Below are 18776 nucleotides of genomic sequence, written 5' to 3'. Positions count from 1 at the left end.
TGCAGCAGAGCACCATCCCTGACGCACGCTGCAACAGCACGAGTACAGCCGGAGGTTCCATGTCACCGCACATCCCCGAGACCATCGACGCACAACTGCTCGGGCTGTATCTGTCCGACCACCTGACGGGCGCCACCGCCGGCCTGAGCCGGCTCGAACGGATGGCCAAGGATTTCACCGACACCCCGGTCCACTCCGAGATTGCGGGCCTTGCTGCCGAGGTCGGCCGGGAACGCGACCTGCTCCGCCAGCTGATCCACGACCTGGGAATTCGCCAGCGGCCGCACCGTCAGGCTGCAGCCTGGCTGGCAGAGCACGCGGGCCGCCTGAAGCTGAACGGCCGGCTGTTGAGCCGCTCGCCGATGACCCTGGTGCTGGAATCGGAACTGCTGCGCGCCGCGTTCCTGGGCAAGATCGGCGGCTGGCAGACCCTGGAGGAGCTGGCTCCGCAGCTGGGGCTTGAGCAGTCCACCTTTACCCGGCTGATCACCGAGGGCCGGGCCCAGATCGAGGTAATGGACCGCGTCCACGACCACGCCCGCACCAACGCCTTCCGCAAGAACCGGGACATCACCACCTAGGCCGGGACCCGCTGGCCGGGAGTGCACGGGCCAGTACTCACTGTCCGGCGGAACCCTGCGGCACACAGTAGCGGTGTTCTGGGCGGCCGGTCGTGCCGTACCGCAACTGAATGTCAACGGCGCCGTCGTCCGCCAGCGAGGACAAATACCGCTGCGCGGTGGCCCGGGAAACTCCGACCCGGGCAGCTACTTCCGCTGCCGAATACTGTTCGCCCGGCTCCAGAGAGTCCAGCACCGCCGCTTCCGTCGCGGAACGTGGCCGGGCGGAAGCCGCGACGTCGCCCGGGATAAGGGCGCGCTTGGCGCGTTCGAGGGTCTCTTGGGTGAGATTCCCGGGCTGCGCCAGAATCCGCCGGTAGCGGGCGTAGGAACGCAACTGCTGGGAGAGGGACTCGGCCGTGAACGGTTTCAGCAGGTAGCCGAGGGCGCCGCGCCGGAACGCCACCCGGATCGACGCCGCATCGGAGGCGGCGCTCAGGATCACCGTGTCCACATCCAGCTGGTGCAGCAGATCCAGTCCCGAGGCATCCGGGAGGTAGACATCCAGCAGCACCAGGTCCGGGCGGAGGCTGTGGATCGCCTGCAAGGCCTGGGCCGCGGAGCCGGCCGGTGCCAGAGCCAGAAATCCGGCAACTGAATCCACGTAGGCGGCGTGGAGCTTGGCGACGTGGAAGTCATCGTCCACAATCAGCACCCGGAAATCTTCAGTCATCGTCGTCTCCTCCGGAAGCGTCACCGGAAAGGCCGGCCCCGGCGGTGGTCCCCGGCAGGGTGGCCAGGAAGACGGCGCCCGGCCCGCCGGGAGCGCCGCGCTCCAGGACCGTCACGTCGCCGCCGCGGCGGCGGGCCAGCTGTCGTGCCAGAGCCAAGCCCAGACCCTGCCCGGCCCCGGCCCGGGCCGGCTGGCGGGCGGTGGTGAAGCCCTCGGCAAACACCGCCTCCGCGCCGGGGTCGGTTCCGCCGCCGGAGCCGCCGCCGGAACCGTGCCCGCCGTCGTCGTGCCCGTCCGCAGGGAGCCCATCACCGGAATCACCCACGATGATGTGCAGCGTGCCGGCCGCGCCGCCCTCGCCCGGCGCATCCAGCACCTCGACCTCCACCCACCGGTCGGCGGACGAACCGGCGACGGCGGCGTTCACGGCATTGTCGATCAGGTTCCCCAGCACCGTGGTGACGTCCTGCGGCTCGATAACCTGACCGCGGACCAGGGTCTCGGGGCCCAGCCGCAGGCTCACGCCGCGCTCGTCCGCCTCCACGCCCTTCGCGCCGACGAAGGCCTGCAGGTACGGGTCCTGCAGCAGCTCGGCCTGGTCCACCGGGAACTTCAACGGCCCGGTGGCTGCGAGCCGGGCAAGGTAGTCGCGGGCCTGCTGGTGCTGGCCGATGCTCATGAAACCGGCGATGGTGTGCAGCTGGTTGGCGAACTCGTGGCGCTGGGCCCGCAGCGCGGTGGACAGGGTCCCGACGGCGTCCAGCTGGCGGGTCAGTTGCTGGAGCTCGGTGCGGTCCCGAAGCATCACCACCCAGCCCAGATCCTCGCGGCCGTGCAGCGCCTTCCGTGCGCTGGCCACCAGGATGCGGCCACCGGCCAGGACCTCGACGGCGTCCCCCTCGACCGCGTCGGGGCGAGTCAGGGCCCTAAGCGGGGCAGGTACCGGGGCGTCGGCCCATCGGGTCCCGGCCAGGTCCGGCTGCCCGAGCATCCGGCGGGCCGCGGCGTTGAAGACGCTGATCCGGCCGTCGGCTGACACCCCGACGACGCCGTCGTCCACGCCCTGCAGCACCGCCACCTGGTCGTGGACCAGGGTGCTGATTTCCTCCGGTTCCAACCCCAGGGTCAGCCGCCGGAGCCGACGCCGCAGCAGGAGCGATACCAGCACACCTGCCAGCAGCGCCCCGGCCGCGGTCAGGGCGATCGGGACGATGTCACGGGCCAGGCTCTGTCCGATCGTCTCGGTGGAGTAGCCGACGCTGACTTCGCCTACGACGGCGGCCGAGCCCGGGGCAAAAACGGGGACCTTCGCGCCGGCGGAGGGGCCCAGGGTTCCAGTGTTCCGGGTGGTGACCTCCTTGCCGGAGAGCGCCTCGGAGGGGTCGGTGCTGACGCGTTCGCCCAGCCGGTCGGCGTCGGGGTGGGCCAACCGCAGCCCCGTCTCGTCGGTGACCACGACGAACAGCGCGCCGGTCCGGGCCCGGGCACCCTCCGCCGCCGCCATTAACGGACCGGCGAGCAGTTCCGCCCGCGGGGGAGTGCCCGGCAGCGCGCTAATCTGCTGGACTTGGGCCCTTACCGCAGGGTCCGAGGCCACTGTCCGGGCCAGCGTGAGCGCCTGGTTCTCCGCCTCGCGGCCCAGCCGTTCGTAGGTGAGCCAGGCGTGCACCGCGCTGCTGAGCAGTACCACCAGGGCCACTACGGCCAACTGCAGCAGCAACGTCTGGGTAGTGAACCGCAGGGGAGTGCGGTGCCTGAGGGCTTTCATGGCGGCCCTCCTTCGTAATCCGGCAGCGCCGATACGGCGGTGAGCAAAATGAGCTAAATGCGTGCAACAAGCAGTATGCCAATCAAATGCGGCAAAGGCACCCTCGTGACGCAGGCCACCCTAACGTCTGTAGTGCGCATCACAGCGGAGTGGTGCGGACCACAGAAGAAGGAGCCGGCCGTGCTGGTATTACTTGGATTCGCCATGATTGCGGTGTTCATGGTGTTGATCATGACGAAGAAGCTGACGCCGGTACTGGCGCTCATCATCGTCCCCACGATTTTCGGGCTTTTCGCCGGGGCAGGGCTGGGCATCGGGCCCTTGGTCATGGACTCGATGAAGTCCATGACCTCCACAGCGGCCTTGCTGATGTTCGCCATCATCTACTTCGGCCTGATGATCGACGTCGGACTCTTCGACCCGCTGGTCCGCATCATCCTGCGAAAGCTCGGCAACGACCCCGCCAAAGTGGTCCTGGGCACCGCCATCCTGGCAGCCGCCGTCTCGCTTGACGGCGACGGTTCCACCACCTTCATCCTCACCACCGCTGCGATGCTGCCGGTCTACCTGCGGCTGAAGATGAGCCCGGTGGTCCTCACCTGCGTCGCCGGCCTCGCCAACGGCACCATGAACATCCTGCCGTGGGGCGGCCCCACCGCCCGCGCCGCAACCGCACTGAAGATCGATGTCAACGACGTCTTCGTTCCGATGGTCCCGTCCCTGATCGCCGGACTCATTGTCGTGCTGGTCTTCGCCTGGCTGCTGGGCCTGCAGGAACGCAACCGGCTGCGCACGGTAGCCCCGGAGATTTGGGCCGAGGGCGTTGAGTTCGACGACGGCACCGGCGCCTTCGGTGCCGGCCGCAACGCCGGGCGGACCGGTTCCGGTGCGGGCACCGACCGGGGGACCGGCACCGGCGGCGGCGTCGCCGTGCTGGAGCGCACCGACCTGCTCGTGGACGAGCGTGACACCGCCATGGCGGACACCGCGCTGGACCCCAACCGCAAGACCCTGCGGCCCAAGCTGTTTTGGTTCAACCTGGCCCTGACGGTGGCGGTGATGGTGACGCTGGTCGCCAACATCATTCCGCTGCCGTTCGTCTTCATGGTGGGCGCAGCCATCGCCCTGCTGGTCAACTTCCCCAAGGTCAAGGACCAGGGCGCCCAGCTGGTGGCGCACGCACCCTCGATCGTCGCCGTCGTCAGCATGGTCATGGCCGCCGCGGTCCTGACCGGTGTTCTCAACGGCACGGGCATGGTCAAGGCAATGTCCGAATGGCTGGTCCAGATCATTCCTGCGGACATGGGCCCGCTGATGGCCGTCATCACCGGAGTGCTAAGCATCCCGATGACCTTCTTCATGAGCAACGACGCCTTCTACTTCGGCGTCCTGCCGGTCCTGAGCGAAACCGCCGCCCACTACGGCGTCGGTGCCGCCGACATGGCCCGTGCCTCGATCACCGGCCAGCCCTTCCACCTGCAGAGCCCGCTGGTCCCGGCCATCCTGCTGCTGGTCTCCCTGGCGAAGGTGGACCTCGGCGACCACCACAAAAAGGTCCTCTGGCGCACCGCGGTCGTCTCCCTGGTCATGCTCGGCGTCGGAGTGGCCACCGGAGCCATCGGCATCGGCTGACCCCCTCCGCGGCTGGCCCCTTCCCAGCGAGCCGGCAGTTCGCGGCAGTGTTTGTCTCAAACATTGCCGCGAGCTGCCGGCTCGGCGCCGTTTCTGGCGGCTCCGAACCATGCCGGCAGGTGTTGGCGCAGGTCGTTCTGGTCCTGGCCGATCCACGCGACATGGCCGTCCGGCCGAAGCAGGACCGCAGGCGCGTCCAGTTCACTGCTGACGTCTGCGACGCGGTCGATCCGATCCGTCCACCCGGCCACGGAGAGTCCGCCGGTCTGATCCAGCAGCAGGCCGCGGCCTTCGCGGGTGTGCTCGTAGAGACGGCTGCGTGACAACGCGATGTCGCGCAGCCGTTTGCCGAGCAGGTCCGGTCCTTCGCCGAAATCGTAGCGGACCCCGATGGCGGTGATTTTCTCGGCCAGGAAGCGGCGGACGTCGTCGAACTCCATCAGCTCCGTCAGCAGCCTGCGCACCGCCTGCGGACCCGGCTCAGCGGAGATCAACTCGCTCTGGGCGCGGGTCAAGGTCAGCACATCGTCGGCGACCGGATGACGCTCGGCGTAGTAGCTGTCCAGCAGCCCCGCCGGCGCCCATCCGCGGACCTCGGCGGCGAGTTTCCAGCCGAGATTGAAGGCGTCTTGAATGCCGAGATTCAAGCCCTGCCCTCCCAGCGGCGGGTGGACGTGCGCGGCGTCGCCGGCCAGAAAGACCCGGCCCGCCCGGTACTGCTCAGCACGGCGGGTGGCATCGCCGAACCGCGACAGTGAGCGCGGTGAATGGACCCCGAAGTCGGTGCCGGCGTACGCCCGCAGCTGCGTCCGGAATTCCGCCAGCGTCGGCGGGACCGAACGGTCCTCAGCCACGGCCGCCGCGGGTACGACGGCCCGGTACAGGCCATTTCCAGCCGGGCCGATGCCGAAGCCCTTGTGCCGCTTACGGACCTCGTCCGCCACCCGCGCCAGTTCGGCTGCGGTCGCGGTCACTTCTACCTCGCCGAGGAGCCACTCGGTTTGTGCCGGTTCGCCGGGAAAGTCGATTCCGGCCAGGCGGCGCACCAGGCTGCGGCCGCCGTCGCAGCCGACCAGCCATTGTGAGCGGAGCCGGGTACCATCGCTGAGCTCAACTCTTACCCCGTCCTGGTCCTGCCCGATCCCCGTCAGTTCGCAACCCCGGCGAATGTCCGCGCCGAGTTCAGCGGTCCGTTCGGCCAGGAGGCGGTCGGTAACCGGCTGGGGAATGCCGAGGATGTAGCCGTGCGCGGTTTCCAGAGCCACCGGCCTGGGGCTGCCGATCCCGGCAAACGCGCCGACTCCTTGCTCATACTGCTGTCCGTGCGCGAGGAACCGGTCCAACAGCCCGCGCTGGTCCATGATCTCGATGCTGCGCACATGCAGGCCGAGCGAGCGCACCGTGCTGGATGGCGTCCGGTCCTTTTCCAGCACCAGCACGTCCACGTTGTGCAGGCGCAGCTCGCTGGCCAGCATCATCCCGGTCGGTCCGCCGCCGCTGATGATCACTTCGTATGTGTTCTGTCCCACTCCGCATCCCACTTTCCGGCCCGCGGTTCCGCGTTTGCCCGCTGGCCGCGCCGGCCCGTTTGTTCGCAGGCACTGTTACCGCAGCCACCCATTTTCGTCCCCGCCGGGGGCCTTGCGGCAAGCCCCGTGGCGGGCCGTATCCTGAAAGTGGCAGGCTCCCGAGTTCGCAGTTCACGGCAGTGGCGGGGCGGAACATTGCCGCGAACTGCCCACTCGGCGTCGTCCGTCGGGACCATGCGAACCCACGTAGACTGGGACGGAAAAATAATCCGAACCTTGCAGGGGAGATCCATGGCTGCGATCAACCGCGACGACGTCGCGCATCTCGCGCGTCTCGCGCACATCGAGATGAGTGCTGAAGAGCTGGACAGGATGGCCGGCGAGCTCGCCGTCATCGTCGATTCGGTTAAGTCCGTCAGTGAAGCCGCCGGTGACGACGTCCCGGCCACCTCGCACCCGCTGCCGCTGACCAACGTCTTCCGCGAGGACGTTGTGGGCCACACGTTCACCGCCGAGCAGTCGCTCTCCGGCGCCCCCGACGCGTTCGAGGGCCGCTTCAAGGTCCCGGCCATCCTGGATGAGGACTAAGACCATGACTGAAACCCACTCCGAACTCTTCCGCCTGTCCGCCGCCGCGCTCGCCGAGAAGCTTGCCGCCCGCGAGGTCACCGCCGTCGAGGTCGTCCAGGCGCACCTTGACCGCATCGCCGCCGTCGACGGCCAGGTCAACGCCTTCCTGCACGTCAACGCCGAGGAAGCCCTCGCCGTCGCCGCCGAGGTGGACGCGATCCGCGCCGCCGGCGGTGCCGCCGCCGAGGCACTGCACGTGCTCGCCGGTGTGCCGATCGCGGTCAAGGACCTGATCGTCACCGTCGGCCAGCCCACGACTGCCGGCTCCAAAATCCTTGAAGGCTGGCACAGCCCTTACGACGCCACCGTGGTGGAGCGCCTCCGCGCCGCCAAGATGCCGATCCTGGGCAAGACCAACCTGGACGAGTTCGCCATGGGCTCCTCCACCGAGCACTCCGCGTTCGGCCCCACCCGCAACCCGTGGGACCTGGACCGCATCCCCGGCGGCTCGGGCGGCGGCTCCGCTGCAGCCGTGGCCGCTTTCGAAGCCCCGCTGGCCCTCGGCACGGACACCGGCGGCTCCATCCGCCAGCCCGGCGCCGTCACCGGCACCGTCGGCGTCAAGCCGACCTACGGCGGCGTCTCCCGCTATGGAGCGATCGCGATGGCCTCCTCGCTGGACCAGATCGGCCCGGTTTCGCGCACGGTGCTGGACTCGGCCCTGCTGCACTCGGTGATCGGCGGCCACGATCCGCGCGACTCCACCTCGCTGCCGGACCCGCTCGAGGACCTGGTCGCCGCGGCCCGGACCGGCAACATCGAGGGCATGAAGATCGGCATCATCAAGGAACTCCACGGCGAGGGCTACCAAGCCGGCGTCGAAAACCGCTTCAACGAGGCCTTGGAGCTGCTCAAGGGCGCCGGCGCCGAGATCGTCGAGGTCTCCTGCCCGAACTTCAAGTACGCCCTGGGCGCCTACTACCTGATCATGCCGTCTGAGGCCTCCTCCAACCTCGCCAAGTTCGACGGCGTCCGGTTCGGCCTGCGCGCGCTGCCCGAAGAGGGCCCGCTGACGATCGAACGCGTCATGGGCGCCACCCGCGCCGCCGGTTTCGGCGATGAGGTCAAGCGCCGCATCATCCTAGGCACCTACGCGCTCAGCGCCGGCTACTACGATGCCTACTACGGCTCGGCCCAGAAGGTGCGCACCCTGATCCAGCGCGACTTCGACGCCGCGTTCGAGCAGGCCGATGTGCTGATCTCCCCGACGGCGCCGACGACGGCGTTCAAGCTCGGCGAGAAGCTCAACGACCCGCTGGCGATGTACCTAAACGACGTCGCCACCATCCCGGCCAACATGGCGGGCGTCCCCGGACTGTCCCTGCCCGGCGGCCTTGCCGACGAGGACGGCCTGCCTGTGGGCGTGCAGCTGTTGGCCCCGGCCCGACAGGACGCCAGGCTCTACCGCGTCGGCGCCGTGCTCGAGTCGCTGCTCGAGGCGCAGTGGGGCGGGCCCCTGCTGGAGAAGGCCCCTTCTTTGACGGCCCCCGACCTGACCGATTCTTCTGCCGTTGCTTCTTCGGCCGACGCCGCCCTGAGCCACGGAGGTTCCCACTAATGACTGACGCAACCCTCAGCTTCGAAGAGGCGATGGAGAAGTACGACCCGGTCCTGGGCTTCGAGGTCCACGTGGAGCTCAACACCAAGACGAAGATGTTCTCCTCCGCGCCGAACGTCTTCGGCGACGAGCCGAACACCAACGTCAACGAGGTGGACCTGGGGCTGCCCGGCGTGCTGCCGGTGGTGAACAAGACAGCGATCGAATCCTCGATCAAGATCGGCCTGGCGCTGAACTGCAAGATCGCCGAGACCTGCCGCTTCGCCCGGAAGAACTACTTCTACCCGGACACCCCGAAAAATTTCCAGACCTCCCAGTACGACGAGCCGATCGCGTACGACGGCTACCTGGACATCGAACTCTCCGACGGCACCGTCTTCCGCGTCGAGATCGAACGCGCCCACATGGAGGAGGACGCCGGCAAGCTCACCCACATGGGCGGCGCCGCCGGCCGCATCCAGGGCGCGGACTACTCGCTGGTGGACTACAACCGCTCGGGCGTGCCGCTGGTCGAAATCGTCACCAAGCCGATCGAGGGCGCCGGCAGCCGGGCCCCCGAACTGGCCAAGGCCTACGTCGCCGCGGTCCGCGAAATCGTCAAGAACCTCGGCGTCTCGGACGCGAAAATGGAACGCGGCAACGTCCGCTGCGATGCCAACGTTTCGTTGCGCCCGCACGGCCGTGAACGGTTCGGCATCCGCTCGGAGACCAAGAACGTGAACTCGCTGCGCGCCGTCGAGCACGCCGTCCGTTACGAGATCCAGCGGCACGCCGCCGTGCTGGACTCGGGCCTGCCGGTGATCCAGGAAACCCGGCACTGGCACGAGGACACCCGCTCCACCACGTCGGGCCGGCCGAAGTCCGACGCCGACGACTACCGCTACTTCCCGGAACCGGACCTGGTCCCGATCGTCGCCTCGCGTGAATGGGTCGAGGAGCTCCGCGCCACCCTGCCCGAGCCGCCGGCGGCCCGCCGCAAGCGCCTGCAGGCCGACTGGGGCTACTCCGACCTGGAGTTCCGCGACGTCGTCAACGCCGGCGTGCTGGATGAAATCGAGGAAACCATCGCCGCCGGCGCCACCGCCACGGTGGCCCGCAAGTGGTGGATGGGCGAGATCGTCGGGCGAGCCAAGAACGCCGACGTCGACCCCGGCCAGCTCGGCGTCAAGCCGGCGACCATCGTGGAACTGAACAAGATGGTCGAGGACGGCAAGATCAACAACAAGATGGCCTCCGAGGTCCTGGACGGCGTGCTCGCCGGCGAGGGCACTCCGGCGGAAATCGTCGAGCAGCGCGGCCTCGCCGTGGTCTCCGACGACGGCCCGCTGCTGGAAGCCATCGACGCGGTCATCGCCGCGCAGCCCGGCGTCGCGGACAAGATCCGCGCCGGCAAGCTCCAGGCGATCGGCGCGATCGTCGGCGGCGTCATGAAGGCAACCCGCGGCCAGGCCGACGCCGGCCGGGTCAAGGAACTGATCCTGGAACGCCTCGGCGTCGAAGGCTAGTCCTCGCCGCCCACAAGGTCGGTCATGATGGTCTGCAGCGCATCGCAGACCATCATGACCGATTTGCGTTTAAGGTTTTCCGGCCGGGCCAGGATATCGATCCGCCGCCGCGTGCTGATGCCCTCGAGCGGTTTCAGCACGATCTCGGGGTTCAGCACCGGCCGTGCGGTGTACCGCGGCAGCAGTCCGATCACACTGCCGGCTGCCACCAGCGCCGCGACGGTGGAGTAGTCGTTGATCCGGTGCACGATGTTCAGCTCGCGGCTGGAGACCGCGGCGACGGCGGAGAGCACATCCGCGGGGGAGTAGCCGGTGTGGCTGGTCACCCACGGTTCGCCGACGACGTCGTCCGCGGTCACCGCGGGCTGGCCGGCGAGCCGGTGCCCTGCCGGCAGGGCCACATCCAGCGGTTCGTGCGCCAGCGGGATCACCGCCACCCGCTCCACGGGCCACCGCGGACTGTGGTCCATCCGGTGGGCCAGGACCAGGTCATACCGAGCGGTCAGCGCCGGAAAATCCTGCTGGGCGACGTCCTCGTCGGAGAGCTGGATCTTCGGCTGCCCGGGCTCGGCCAGGAGCCGGGCAAGCGGAGCGAACAGGGCTTGCCCGGCACTGTGGAAACCGCTCAGCGTCACCGGCGCCACAGGCGAGCCGTGGTAGGCGCCGATCGCCGTCCGGGCGTCCGCCATTGCGCTCACGACGGCGGCGCCGGCGTCGGCGAGCACCTGCCCCGCCTCGGTCAGCACCAGGTTCCGGCCCTCTTTACGGGTCAGCGGGACCTCCACCGATTTCTGCAGGGCCGCCAGCTGCTGTGACACCGCGGACGGTGTGACGAGCAGCGTTTCCGCGACCGCCTTCACGCTGCCCAGGGCACCGAGTTCGCGGAGCATTTCAAGCTGGTGGATCTCCATAACCCCCATCCTATGGGCAAGAGAAAGCTAAATCGTCGATTGAGAAGATCACGGTTGTGCTAACGCTTTGCGGCGGGTCTAATGAGGTGAGTTGTCCCACACCACAGATAGGCAGGCCATGAAGGCTCTCTACAAGTCCGGCGCCCACGCGGGATTTGAACTCGTCGACCGCCCCGAACCGGAACCCGGGGCCGGAGACGTCAAAATCCGGGTGATGACCACCGGGATCTGCGGAACGGACCTGCACATCCAGTCCTGGGACGCCTGGGCCCAGGGCATGATCAACACTCCGCTGATCGCCGGCCACGAGTTCTACGGCGAAGTCGTCGAGATCGGCGAGGACGTCCTGGACGTCAAGGTCGGCGACCGGGTCTCCGGCGAGGGCCACATCGTCTGCGGGATCTGCCGCAACTGCCGCGCCGGACGCAAGCAGATGTGCATCCACACGGTCAGCGTCGGCGTCCAGCGCGACGGCGCGTTCGCTGAATACGTCGTCATTCCGGAAACCAACGTCTGGGTCCACCACGATCCCTCGGTCACCCCGGAACTCGGGGCGATCTTCGACCCGTTCGGAAACGCCGTCCACACCGCACTGAGCTTCCCGCTGGTCGGCGAGGACGTGCTGATCACCGGCGCCGGGCCCATCGGCCTGATGGCGATCGCCGTCGCCCGCCACGCCGGAGCCCGCAAGATTGCCATCACCGACGTTTCCGCGCCGCGCCTGGAGCTGGCCCGCCAGCTCGGCGTCGACCTGGCCATCGACGTCTCCACCACGCGGGTCAAGGATGCCCAGCGCGAACTGGGAATGCGCGAGGGCTTCGACATCGGCATGGAGATGTCCGGCCACCCGACGGCGCTGCCGGAGATGATCGACAACATGAACCACGGCGGCCGGATCGCGATGCTCGGGCTGCCCAGCCAGTCCATCGACATCAACTGGGGCAAAGTGGTCACGCACATGCTGACCATGAAGGGCATCTATGGCCGCGAAATGTTCGAAACCTGGTACGCCATGAGCGCCATGCTTTCCTCGAACCCGGTGCTGCACGCGAACATCGCCGCCGTCGTCACCGACTCCCTGCCCGCCGCCGACTGGGAAAAGGGCTTCGAAATTGCGCGCGCCGGTGTCGGCGGCAAAGTCGTGCTCGACTGGACCGGCTTCTAGGCCGCGCCGCTTTTCCGGTACCGTACACAAATTCACCCCAGCTGAGGAGCGCAACCCATGTATTCAGCCATCAAGGACCAGCTGCAGCACGAGCTCGATGAGATCCGCGGCGCCGGCTTGTTCAAGACCGAACGACACATCGACTCGCCGCAGGCCAACCACATCAAGGCCGGCCAGATCGGGCAGGGCAGTGCGGACGTGCTGAACTTCTGCGCCAACAACTACCTCGGCCTCGCCGACCACCCCGAGATCATCGCCGCCGCCAAGGCCGCCATGGATGAACGCGGCTTCGGGATGGCCAGCGTGCGTTTCATCTGCGGCACCCAGGACCTGCACCTGGCCCTCGAGGAGCGCGTGTCGAAGTTCCTCGGCACCGAGGACACCATCCTGTTCTCCAGCTGCTTTGACGCCAACGGCGGCGTGTTCGAGTCCCTGTTCGGGCCGGAAGACGCCGTCATCTCCGATGCGCTCAACCACGCCTCCATCATCGACGGGATCCGGCTGTGCAAGGCCCAGCGCTTCCGCTACGCCAACCAGGACATGGCGGACCTGGAGTCGCGGCTGATCGAAGCCACCACCCAGGAGAACCCGGCGCGTCGGAAAATCATCGTCACCGACGGCGTCTTCTCGATGGACGGTTTCCTCGCCCCGCTCGAGGCAATCTGCGACCTGGCCGAGAAATATGACGCCATGGTCATGGTCGACGACTCGCACGCTGTCGGTTTCATGGGCGCCACCGGCGCCGGCACCCCGGAGCACGCGGGCGTCTCGGACCGTGTCGACATTTACACCGGCACTTTTGGCAAGGCCCTGGGCGGAGCCTCCGGCGGCTACGTCTCCGGCCGGCGGGAAATCGTCGCCATGCTCCGGCAGAAAGCGCGCCCCTACCTGTTCTCCAACTCGCTGGCCCCGGCCATCGTCGCCGCCACGCTGAAGGCCCTGGACCTGGTCGAGAACTCCGGTGAACTGCGCAGCAAACTCTTCGCCAACGCCGAACTCTTCCGCCGCCGGATGGGTGAGGAAGGCTTCGAACTGCTCGACGGCGAGCACGCCATCGTTCCGGTCATGTTCGGCGACGCCGTGATGGCCGCCAAGGTGGCGGACGCCATGCTCGCCAACGGCGTCTTTGTCACCGCGTTCAGCTACCCGGTTGTGCCGAAGGGCGCGGCCCGGATCCGCGTACAACTCTCCGCTGCGCACAGCGCGGACGACGTCGAGAGCTGCGTCCAGGCGTTCGTCCGCAGCCGGGACGTGGTGGCCGCCGACTAAGGGCTCCGTGCGGAACTGCTGACGGGACCGCCTGCCGGGTGCAAGGATGGGGGCATGTCAGCTAAATACGATGTCGTGATCGTGGGCGGCGGCATCGCCGGCCTGTCCCTTGCCTCGGCCCTGGCCGGCAAATGCTCCGTGGCCCTGCTCGAAGCTGAGCAGTCGCTGGGCTACCACACGTCCGCCCGGTCGGCCCGGCAGCTGATCCCCAGCTACGGGCCGCCCGTGGTCCAGGAGCTCACCATGCGCACGCTGGAGCTCATCGGCACCCACGAGGGGACCCGGCCTGAACCCGTGCTCTCGCCGCGCCGGTTCATGCTGATCGGCGACGAGGATGCCGTCCGGCAACAGTCCAGCGGCTTCATGCACCAGATCAGCCACGCCGAGGCACTGGAAATCTGCCCCGCGCTGAAACCGGAGTCGTTCACCGCCGCCGGCCTGGACTCCGGTTCCTTTGCCTGCAACGCCTCTTTGCTGCTTGAAGACCACCGGGAACGGGCGATGACCGGCGGCGTGGACATTCTGACCGGCGCCAAGGTCCATTCCGCCCAGCGGCTCGGTTCCGGCTGGGAGCTCGGAGCCGGGCAGGAAGCCCTGCAGACCGACGTCGTGGTAAACGCTGCCGGCGCATGGGCAGACGAACTGGCAGTGCTCAGCGGGGTGGAAAAGCTCGGACTGCAGCCCTACCGCCGCACCGCCGCAATCGTCGACGTCGAACACCCCCTGCCGCCGGGCTGCCCGATGGTTGCGTCGACCGGCAGCTTCTACTTCCGGCCCGACGGGCGGCAGCAGGTGCTGATTTCGCCCTCCGAAGCCGTGCCCAGCGGCCCCGAGGACGCCCGGCCCTACCCGGGGGACATCGAGGCGCTGATCACCCGGCTCAACGCCGTCACCACCATGGGCATCGGCAACGTCAGCCGTGCCTGGACCGGGCTGCGGACCGAAGCCGCCGACGGGATCCCGGTGGTGGGGTTCGACGCCGAAGCCCCCGGATTTTTCTGGCTCGCGGGCCAGGGCGGCTACGGTTTCCAGACTTCCTCCGGGATCGCGGAGCTGGCCGCGGACCTGATCCTCGCCGGCCAGGGCGGCGGGACGTTCCCGGCTGACAGTCCGGCATCCCGGACAGCCGCCGCACTGGCTGCGACGCGGATGTCCATCCGGAGCTGAAGAATGGACCCATGAGCACCCTGATCACCAACATCGCCGAGCTGATGACCCAGGACACGGAACACCGGGTCCTGAACGATGCGGCCGTCGTGATCGAGGGTGAGCGCATCGCCTGGCTCGGGGCCGCTGCAGACGCACCGGCAGCCGATGACGCTGTCGACGCCGCAGGCCGCGCCCTGCTGCCGGGCTGGGTGGACTCGCACACGCACCTGATTTTTGCCGGCGACCGGACAGCGGAGTTCGAGGCGCGGATGGCGGGGGAGCACTACCGGGCCGGCGGAATTGCCGTCACCACCGGCGCCACCCGGAGCACGAGCGATTTCGACCTGACCCGGCTGGCGCTGGGCCGCGTGGCCGAGGCCGTCTCCCAGGGCACCACCTACCTCGAGACCAAGACCGGCTACGGCCTGGATGTGGACAACGAAGCCCGCAGCGCCCGGATTGCGTCCACTGTCGCCGACGAGGTGACGTACCTCGGCGCCCACCTGGTCCCGGCCGGGATGGGCGCGGAGGAGTACACCGACCTGGTCTGCGGGCCCATGCTGTCCGCGGTCCGGCCCTACGTCCGCTGGGCCGACGTCTTTTGCGAACGCGGTGCCTTCAACGAGGACCAGTCCCGCCGGGTGCTCACGGCCTGCCGCGAAGCGGGCCTCGGCCTGCGGGTGCACGGCAACCAACTGGGTGAAGGTCCCGGCGTCCGGCTGGCAGTCGAGTTCGGTGCCGCGAGCGTAGACCACGTCAATCACCTGTCCCGGGCCGATGTGGACGCTCTCGCAGACAGCTGGTCAGGCTGGGAGGCGGCTGCCGGCGCGGGGGAGCGCGGTGCCGTGGCGACCTGCCTGCCGGCCTGCGACCTGTCCACCCGGCAGCCGCTCGCCCCCGGCCGTGAGCTGCTGGACGCCGGGGTCCAGCTGGCCCTGGCCTCCAACTGCAACCCTGGTACCTCCTACACGTCCTCGATGGCGTTCTGCGTCACCACCGCGGTATTGCAGATGCGGCTCAGCGTGCACGAAGCCGTCCGGGCGGCAACGTACGGCGGTGCCCTGGCGCTGGGCCGGGACGCCGGGAACGACGTCGACGGCGAGCGGGCGGTGGGCTCGATCGCCGTCGGACACCGGGCCGACCTGCACCTGCTCAACGCCCCGTCCGCCACCCACCTGGCCTACCGGCCGGGTATGCCGCTCACCTCCGCCGTCTGGCGCGCCGGGGTTCGCGCCCGCTGACGGTCTGCTGACCGTCCGCACGGAAGGAGACGCCGCATGGCCGGCTTCGCCAGGGAACTGTCCGTTGTGATGGATCTGGTGCGGGCCAAGCGCGCCGGGCCCCCGGCCCTGGCGCGCCGCCGGGACGCCAGGCTCTCCGCCCTGGTGGCGCACGCCCGCACCAGTTCCCCGTTCTACCGGACGCACTACCTCGGACTGCCCGCCGGGGATATCCCGCTCGAGGACCTGCCGCCGGTGACCAAGCCGCAGCTGATGGCGCATTTCGACGACTGGGTCACTGATCCCGCCGTCACCCGGGCAGGCCTGGAAGCCTTCGTCGCCGATCCATCGCTGGTAGGGAGCCGTTACCGCGGCCGTTACCTCGTCTTCGTCAGCTCCGGCACTACCGGGCACCCGGGGTTGTTCGTGCACGACCCCGCCGCCCTCATCCGCTACCGGGCGCTGGGCGTCCGGGCGCTCGGCACCGCGCTTAACCCGCGCCGGCTGCTGGCAGTGCTGCGGCTGGGCGTCCGCGCGGCCGTCGTTGTGGGTACCGGCGGCCACTTCGCGGCCGCCGTCTGGGTTGAGTCGGAGCGGCGCCGCAGCCGGCGCCGCCGCCGTGCCCTCCGTTTGTTCTCCGTGCAGCAGCCGCTTGACCTGCTGGTGGACGCGCTCAACGACTTCGATCCGGCGCTAGTGGTGGGCTACCCGAGTGCGCTCGAACTCCTGGCCGGACCGGGGAGCAGGAGGCCGGCCAGTTGCGCCTGCGTCCGGTGGTGGTGGAGGCCAGCGGTGAGACTTTGGTCGGCCGGTCCCGGGTGGCGGCAGCGTTCGGCGCCGCGGTCTACAACGTCTACGCTGCCTCCGAGTTCACCCCCATCGGCCTGGAATGTGCTGGCGGGTGGCTGCACGTCAACAGCGACTGGGTCATCCTGGAACCGGTGGAGGCGGATCACCGGCCCACGCCCGCCGGGCAGCCGTCCCATACCGTGCTGCTGACCAACCTCGCCAACCTGGTCCAGCCGCTGATCCGCTATGACCTCGGCGACTCCGTTATCGCCAAGGCCGACCCCTGCCCCTGCGGCAATCCGCTGCCCGCTATCCACGTGGCTGGCCGGCACGACGACGTCCTGCGCCTGGAAGATGCCGGCGGGGCCGCGGTACGGGTCCTGCCGCTCGCCCTTACCGCCCCCGTCGACGGCGCCCCCGGCGTGTACCGCTTCCAGCTGGTCCAGTCCGGTCCTGCCACGCTGCGGGTGCGCCTCGAGCTGGAACCGGGGGCGGTGGGGGAGGCGGTGTGGACGGACGTGTCGGCGAAGCTCGGCGGGTTCTTGGCAGGGCAGGGCCTTTCAAACGTGCAACTTGTCCGGGCGGCGGAAGCGCCACAGGGCGGCCGCAGCGGCAAATTCCACGAGGTCATCGGGCTGAAGCCGACGCCGGCCCCCTAGGCGACGGTTCGGCGGCCTCCTGGCCCGACTGAACTTGACGGGACCCTTGACAAGTTGCCCGCACACGAAGCTAGATAGTAAGTACGCTTACGAAAACCGGCGGCAGCCTAATATCTAAGGAGTGGGACCATGGCCGACAAGGATTCAGCGGACCGGAAGACCGGCGCAGCGGACGAGTCGGAACTGCGCGAAATGAAGGTCGATGAACTCCGGAAGGAGGCGCGGGACGAAGAGGTGAGCGGCGCCTCCAAGCTGCGCAAGGAAGAACTCGTCCAGGAGGTTGCCAAGGCCCGTTCGGCGGACGGTACGGAGACCGGCACTGAGACCGGCGAAGGCTCCGGTGATCTCGGTGCAGGCCCGGAAGGCGGACGAATCCGCGAGGGAGCAGACTCCTCCAAGTCGCTGAAGTACTCGCAGGAGATCACGTCCACCGAGGACGAGCCGGAACGCGAGGGCCGCAGCCTGGCCACAACCCACCACGAAGTCATCCGGCAGTGGGCCGAGGACCGCGACGGCGTGCCGGCCACCGTCGAGGGCACCAAGCACGGCGACCACCTCGGTGTCCTGAGGATCGATTTTGGCGGCAGTGATGCAAACCTGAAGAAGGTGAGCTGGGACGAGTGGTTTAAGACCTTCGATGACCGCGGCCTGAACTTCATCTATCAGGAGCAGCGCAGCGACGGGCGCCAGTCCAACTTCTTCCGCCTCGAAAACCCGGACCGGGAGGATGCCTGACGCCCCGCCCTTCGGCGCGCGGCCTGCCCGCTGCGAGGCTGCGTGCAGTGAACTCCCGGCAACGGCAGGCAGGATAGAAGCATGTTGGTTCCCTCCCGCCGTCGGCTGCGGCTCGAAGTCTGGATTGTCCTAGGCCTGTCACTCGGACAGTCGGCCGTGTACTCCGTAGTGCAGCTGCTGGACAAGCTGACCCGGGCGCCGCTGGCGCAGGGCACCTCCACGCTCAACCGGTCCCAGAGCAGCCGGGAGTACTTCGACCTCACCTACCAGCTGCTGGACATCATCTTTGCCTTGGTTCCGGTGGTGCTGGTGATCTATTTCCTGACCGAGCACCGGCCCACCGGGCTTCCCGCCGGCGCCTCCAGCACCGGCACCTCCGCGTTCCGCAAGCTCGGGTTCAACTTTGCCCGCCCGGGCAGGGACCTGCTCCAGGGGCTGGGCCTCGCAGCGGCCATTGGCATCCCGTCACTTGGCCTGTACGCCGCCGGGAGGGCGCTGGGGATCACGACGGCGATCATCCCCAGCGCGCTGGACTCCTACTCGTGGACGGTGCCCGTGCTCATTCTCTCCGCCATCCGGCACGGGATCGTGGAGGAAGTGATTGTGGTCGGCTACCTGCTGGACCGGCTCGGCAAGTTCGGCTGGGGCATGCCGTTGGCGATTTTCACCAGCTCCATGCTGCGCGGCAGCTACCACCTGTACCAGGGCTTCGGACCCTTCATCGGCAACGCCGTCATGGGCGTCGTCTTCGCCCTGATTTACACCAGGACGCGGCGGGTGATGCCGCTGGTGATCGCCCATGCGCTGCTGGACATTGTCGCATTCGTCGGCTTCAGCCTCTTCGGCAAAGCCATCGGCCTGGGCTGACTCCTGGGTGAGCCCGCCTGCGCTGCCGTCCGCCCCGGGGCCGGGTTAAAGAAATTCGGCCGTCAGCGGTGGGTGGCGTCATTGGCACCCGCTGCTG

17 protein-coding genes are annotated in these 18776 nt (G+C 68.5%); 13 read left to right on the top strand and 4 right to left on the bottom strand.

From position 1 onward, the window contains the following. Positions 1-59: 59 nt before the first annotated feature. Complete coding sequence (locus QFZ61_RS15435; RefSeq protein WP_307037490.1) at positions 60-581, top strand: hypothetical protein; 522 nt, start codon at positions 60-62, stop codon at positions 579-581. A gap of 37 nt (positions 582-618) precedes the next feature. Here QFZ61_RS15435 and QFZ61_RS15430 read toward each other — a convergent pair whose 3' ends face one another. Both QFZ61_RS15430 and QFZ61_RS15425 read right to left on the bottom strand, forming a co-directional pair. Further along, on the bottom strand, positions 619-1293 hold the full coding sequence (locus QFZ61_RS15430; protein ID WP_307037488.1) for a response regulator: 675 nt from the start codon (positions 1291-1293) through the stop codon (positions 619-621). Then, entirely contained in the window at positions 1286-3061 is a 1776-nt protein-coding gene (locus tag QFZ61_RS15425) for an ATP-binding protein (protein ID WP_307037486.1), read from the bottom strand. The genes QFZ61_RS15430 and QFZ61_RS15425 overlap by 8 nt, the downstream gene beginning before the upstream one ends. 180 nt (positions 3062-3241) lie before the next feature. On the opposite strand from QFZ61_RS15425, the gene QFZ61_RS15420 reads away from it, so the two are divergent. Next, positions 3242-4693, top strand: coding sequence for a CitMHS family transporter (locus QFZ61_RS15420; RefSeq protein ID WP_307037484.1), 1452 nt, complete (start codon positions 3242-3244; stop codon positions 4691-4693). A 56-nt stretch (positions 4694-4749) separates the two neighbouring features. Here the strand turns inward: QFZ61_RS15420 and rox are convergent, their stop codons facing one another. Continuing rightward, complete coding sequence (gene rox / locus QFZ61_RS15415) at positions 4750-6171, bottom strand: rifampin monooxygenase (protein WP_373427207.1); 1422 nt, start codon at positions 6169-6171, stop codon at positions 4750-4752. A 342-nt stretch (positions 6172-6513) separates the two neighbouring features. Here rox and gatC point away from each other — a divergent pair, with 342 nt between their 5' ends. From gatC to gatB, 3 genes are read left to right on the top strand one after another with little or no spacing between them, the layout of a single operon-like run. Beyond that, positions 6514-6810, top strand: coding sequence for an Asp-tRNA(Asn)/Glu-tRNA(Gln) amidotransferase subunit GatC (gene gatC / locus QFZ61_RS15410; protein WP_307037481.1), 297 nt, complete (start codon positions 6514-6516; stop codon positions 6808-6810). Between the two features lie 4 nt (positions 6811-6814). Then, positions 6815-8410, top strand: a complete 1596-nt coding sequence (gatA, locus tag QFZ61_RS15405) for an Asp-tRNA(Asn)/Glu-tRNA(Gln) amidotransferase subunit GatA (RefSeq protein ID WP_307037479.1) — start codon at positions 6815-6817, stop codon at positions 8408-8410. Further along, positions 8410-9915 carry an Asp-tRNA(Asn)/Glu-tRNA(Gln) amidotransferase subunit GatB gene (gatB, locus tag QFZ61_RS15400; RefSeq protein ID WP_307037477.1) on the top strand — a complete coding sequence of 502 codons (1506 nt, stop codon included), beginning with the start codon at positions 8410-8412 and terminating at the stop codon, positions 9913-9915. Before gatA ends, gatB begins: the two co-directional genes overlap by 1 nt. On the opposite strand, the gene QFZ61_RS15395 is transcribed toward gatB, so the two are convergent. Continuing rightward, positions 9912-10826 carry a LysR family transcriptional regulator gene (locus QFZ61_RS15395; protein ID WP_307037475.1) on the bottom strand — a complete coding sequence of 305 codons (915 nt, stop codon included), beginning with the start codon at positions 10824-10826 and terminating at the stop codon, positions 9912-9914. The two genes, gatB and QFZ61_RS15395, sit on opposite strands and share 4 nt — an antisense overlap. A gap of 118 nt (positions 10827-10944) precedes the next feature. On the opposite strand from QFZ61_RS15395, the gene tdh reads away from it, so the two are divergent. The 8 genes from tdh (at position 10945) to QFZ61_RS15355 (ending at position 18679) form a co-directional block, all read left to right on the top strand. Further along, positions 10945-11991 (top strand): L-threonine 3-dehydrogenase, encoded by a 1047-nt coding sequence (gene tdh, locus QFZ61_RS15390; protein WP_307037473.1) that lies wholly within the window; start codon positions 10945-10947, stop codon positions 11989-11991. Between the two features lie 57 nt (positions 11992-12048). Continuing rightward, positions 12049-13260, top strand: coding sequence for a glycine C-acetyltransferase (locus QFZ61_RS15385; protein WP_307037471.1), 1212 nt, complete (start codon positions 12049-12051; stop codon positions 13258-13260). 54 nt (positions 13261-13314) lie between these two features. Beyond that, entirely contained in the window at positions 13315-14427 is a 1113-nt protein-coding gene (locus tag QFZ61_RS15380) for an FAD-binding oxidoreductase (RefSeq protein WP_307037470.1), read from the top strand. Between the two features lie 11 nt (positions 14428-14438). Then, entirely contained in the window at positions 14439-15650 is a 1212-nt protein-coding gene (locus QFZ61_RS15375; protein ID WP_307037468.1) for an amidohydrolase family protein, read from the top strand. 36 nt (positions 15651-15686) lie between these two features. Then, positions 15687-16628 carry a hypothetical protein gene (locus QFZ61_RS15370; protein ID WP_307037466.1) on the top strand — a complete coding sequence of 314 codons (942 nt, stop codon included), beginning with the start codon at positions 15687-15689 and terminating at the stop codon, positions 16626-16628. Next, the gene (locus QFZ61_RS15365) at positions 16619-17077 is read left to right on the top strand and encodes a hypothetical protein (protein WP_307037464.1); all 459 of its coding nucleotides are present in this window, start codon (positions 16619-16621) and stop codon (positions 17075-17077) included. Before QFZ61_RS15370 ends, QFZ61_RS15365 begins: the two co-directional genes overlap by 10 nt. A gap of 129 nt (positions 17078-17206) precedes the next feature. After that, the gene (locus tag QFZ61_RS15360; RefSeq protein WP_307037461.1) at positions 17207-17812 is read left to right on the top strand and encodes a Rho termination factor N-terminal domain-containing protein; all 606 of its coding nucleotides are present in this window, start codon (positions 17207-17209) and stop codon (positions 17810-17812) included. A gap of 81 nt (positions 17813-17893) precedes the next feature. Then, positions 17894-18679 carry a CPBP family intramembrane glutamic endopeptidase gene (locus QFZ61_RS15355; protein ID WP_307037458.1) on the top strand — a complete coding sequence of 262 codons (786 nt, stop codon included), beginning with the start codon at positions 17894-17896 and terminating at the stop codon, positions 18677-18679. Positions 18680-18776: the final 97 nt, after the last annotated feature.

This window comes from Arthrobacter sp. B3I4 (assembly GCF_030816855.1).
GTDB lineage: Bacteria > Actinomycetota > Actinomycetes > Actinomycetales > Micrococcaceae > Arthrobacter.
The sequence above is the reverse complement of the archived record's forward strand: the minus strand, read 5'-3'. Positions and strand labels throughout refer to the sequence as shown.

Coding starts and splice junctions, on each gene's coding strand:
- QFZ61_RS15435 (WP_307037490.1), top strand. CDS start 60: ATGTCACCGCACATCCCCGAGACCATCGACGCACAACTGCTCGGGCTG.
- QFZ61_RS15430 (WP_307037488.1), bottom strand. CDS start 1,293: ATGACTGAAGATTTCCGGGTGCTGATTGTGGACGATGACTTCCACGTC.
- QFZ61_RS15425 (WP_307037486.1), bottom strand. CDS start 3,061: ATGAAAGCCCTCAGGCACCGCACTCCCCTGCGGTTCACTACCCAGACG.
- rox (WP_373427207.1), bottom strand. CDS start 6,171: ATGATGCTGGCCAGCGAGCTGCGCCTGCACAACGTGGACGTGCTGGTG.
- gatC (WP_307037481.1), top strand. CDS start 6,514: ATGGCTGCGATCAACCGCGACGACGTCGCGCATCTCGCGCGTCTCGCG.
- gatA (WP_307037479.1), top strand. CDS start 6,815: ATGACTGAAACCCACTCCGAACTCTTCCGCCTGTCCGCCGCCGCGCTC.
- gatB (WP_307037477.1), top strand. CDS start 8,410: ATGACTGACGCAACCCTCAGCTTCGAAGAGGCGATGGAGAAGTACGAC.
- QFZ61_RS15395 (WP_307037475.1), bottom strand. CDS start 10,826: ATGGAGATCCACCAGCTTGAAATGCTCCGCGAACTCGGTGCCCTGGGC.
- tdh (WP_307037473.1), top strand. CDS start 10,945: ATGAAGGCTCTCTACAAGTCCGGCGCCCACGCGGGATTTGAACTCGTC.
- QFZ61_RS15385 (WP_307037471.1), top strand. CDS start 12,049: ATGTATTCAGCCATCAAGGACCAGCTGCAGCACGAGCTCGATGAGATC.
- QFZ61_RS15380 (WP_307037470.1), top strand. CDS start 13,315: ATGTCAGCTAAATACGATGTCGTGATCGTGGGCGGCGGCATCGCCGGC.
- QFZ61_RS15375 (WP_307037468.1), top strand. CDS start 14,439: ATGAGCACCCTGATCACCAACATCGCCGAGCTGATGACCCAGGACACG.
- QFZ61_RS15370 (WP_307037466.1), top strand. CDS start 15,687: ATGGCCGGCTTCGCCAGGGAACTGTCCGTTGTGATGGATCTGGTGCGG.
- QFZ61_RS15360 (WP_307037461.1), top strand. CDS start 17,207: ATGGCCGACAAGGATTCAGCGGACCGGAAGACCGGCGCAGCGGACGAG.
- QFZ61_RS15355 (WP_307037458.1), top strand. CDS start 17,894: ATGTTGGTTCCCTCCCGCCGTCGGCTGCGGCTCGAAGTCTGGATTGTC.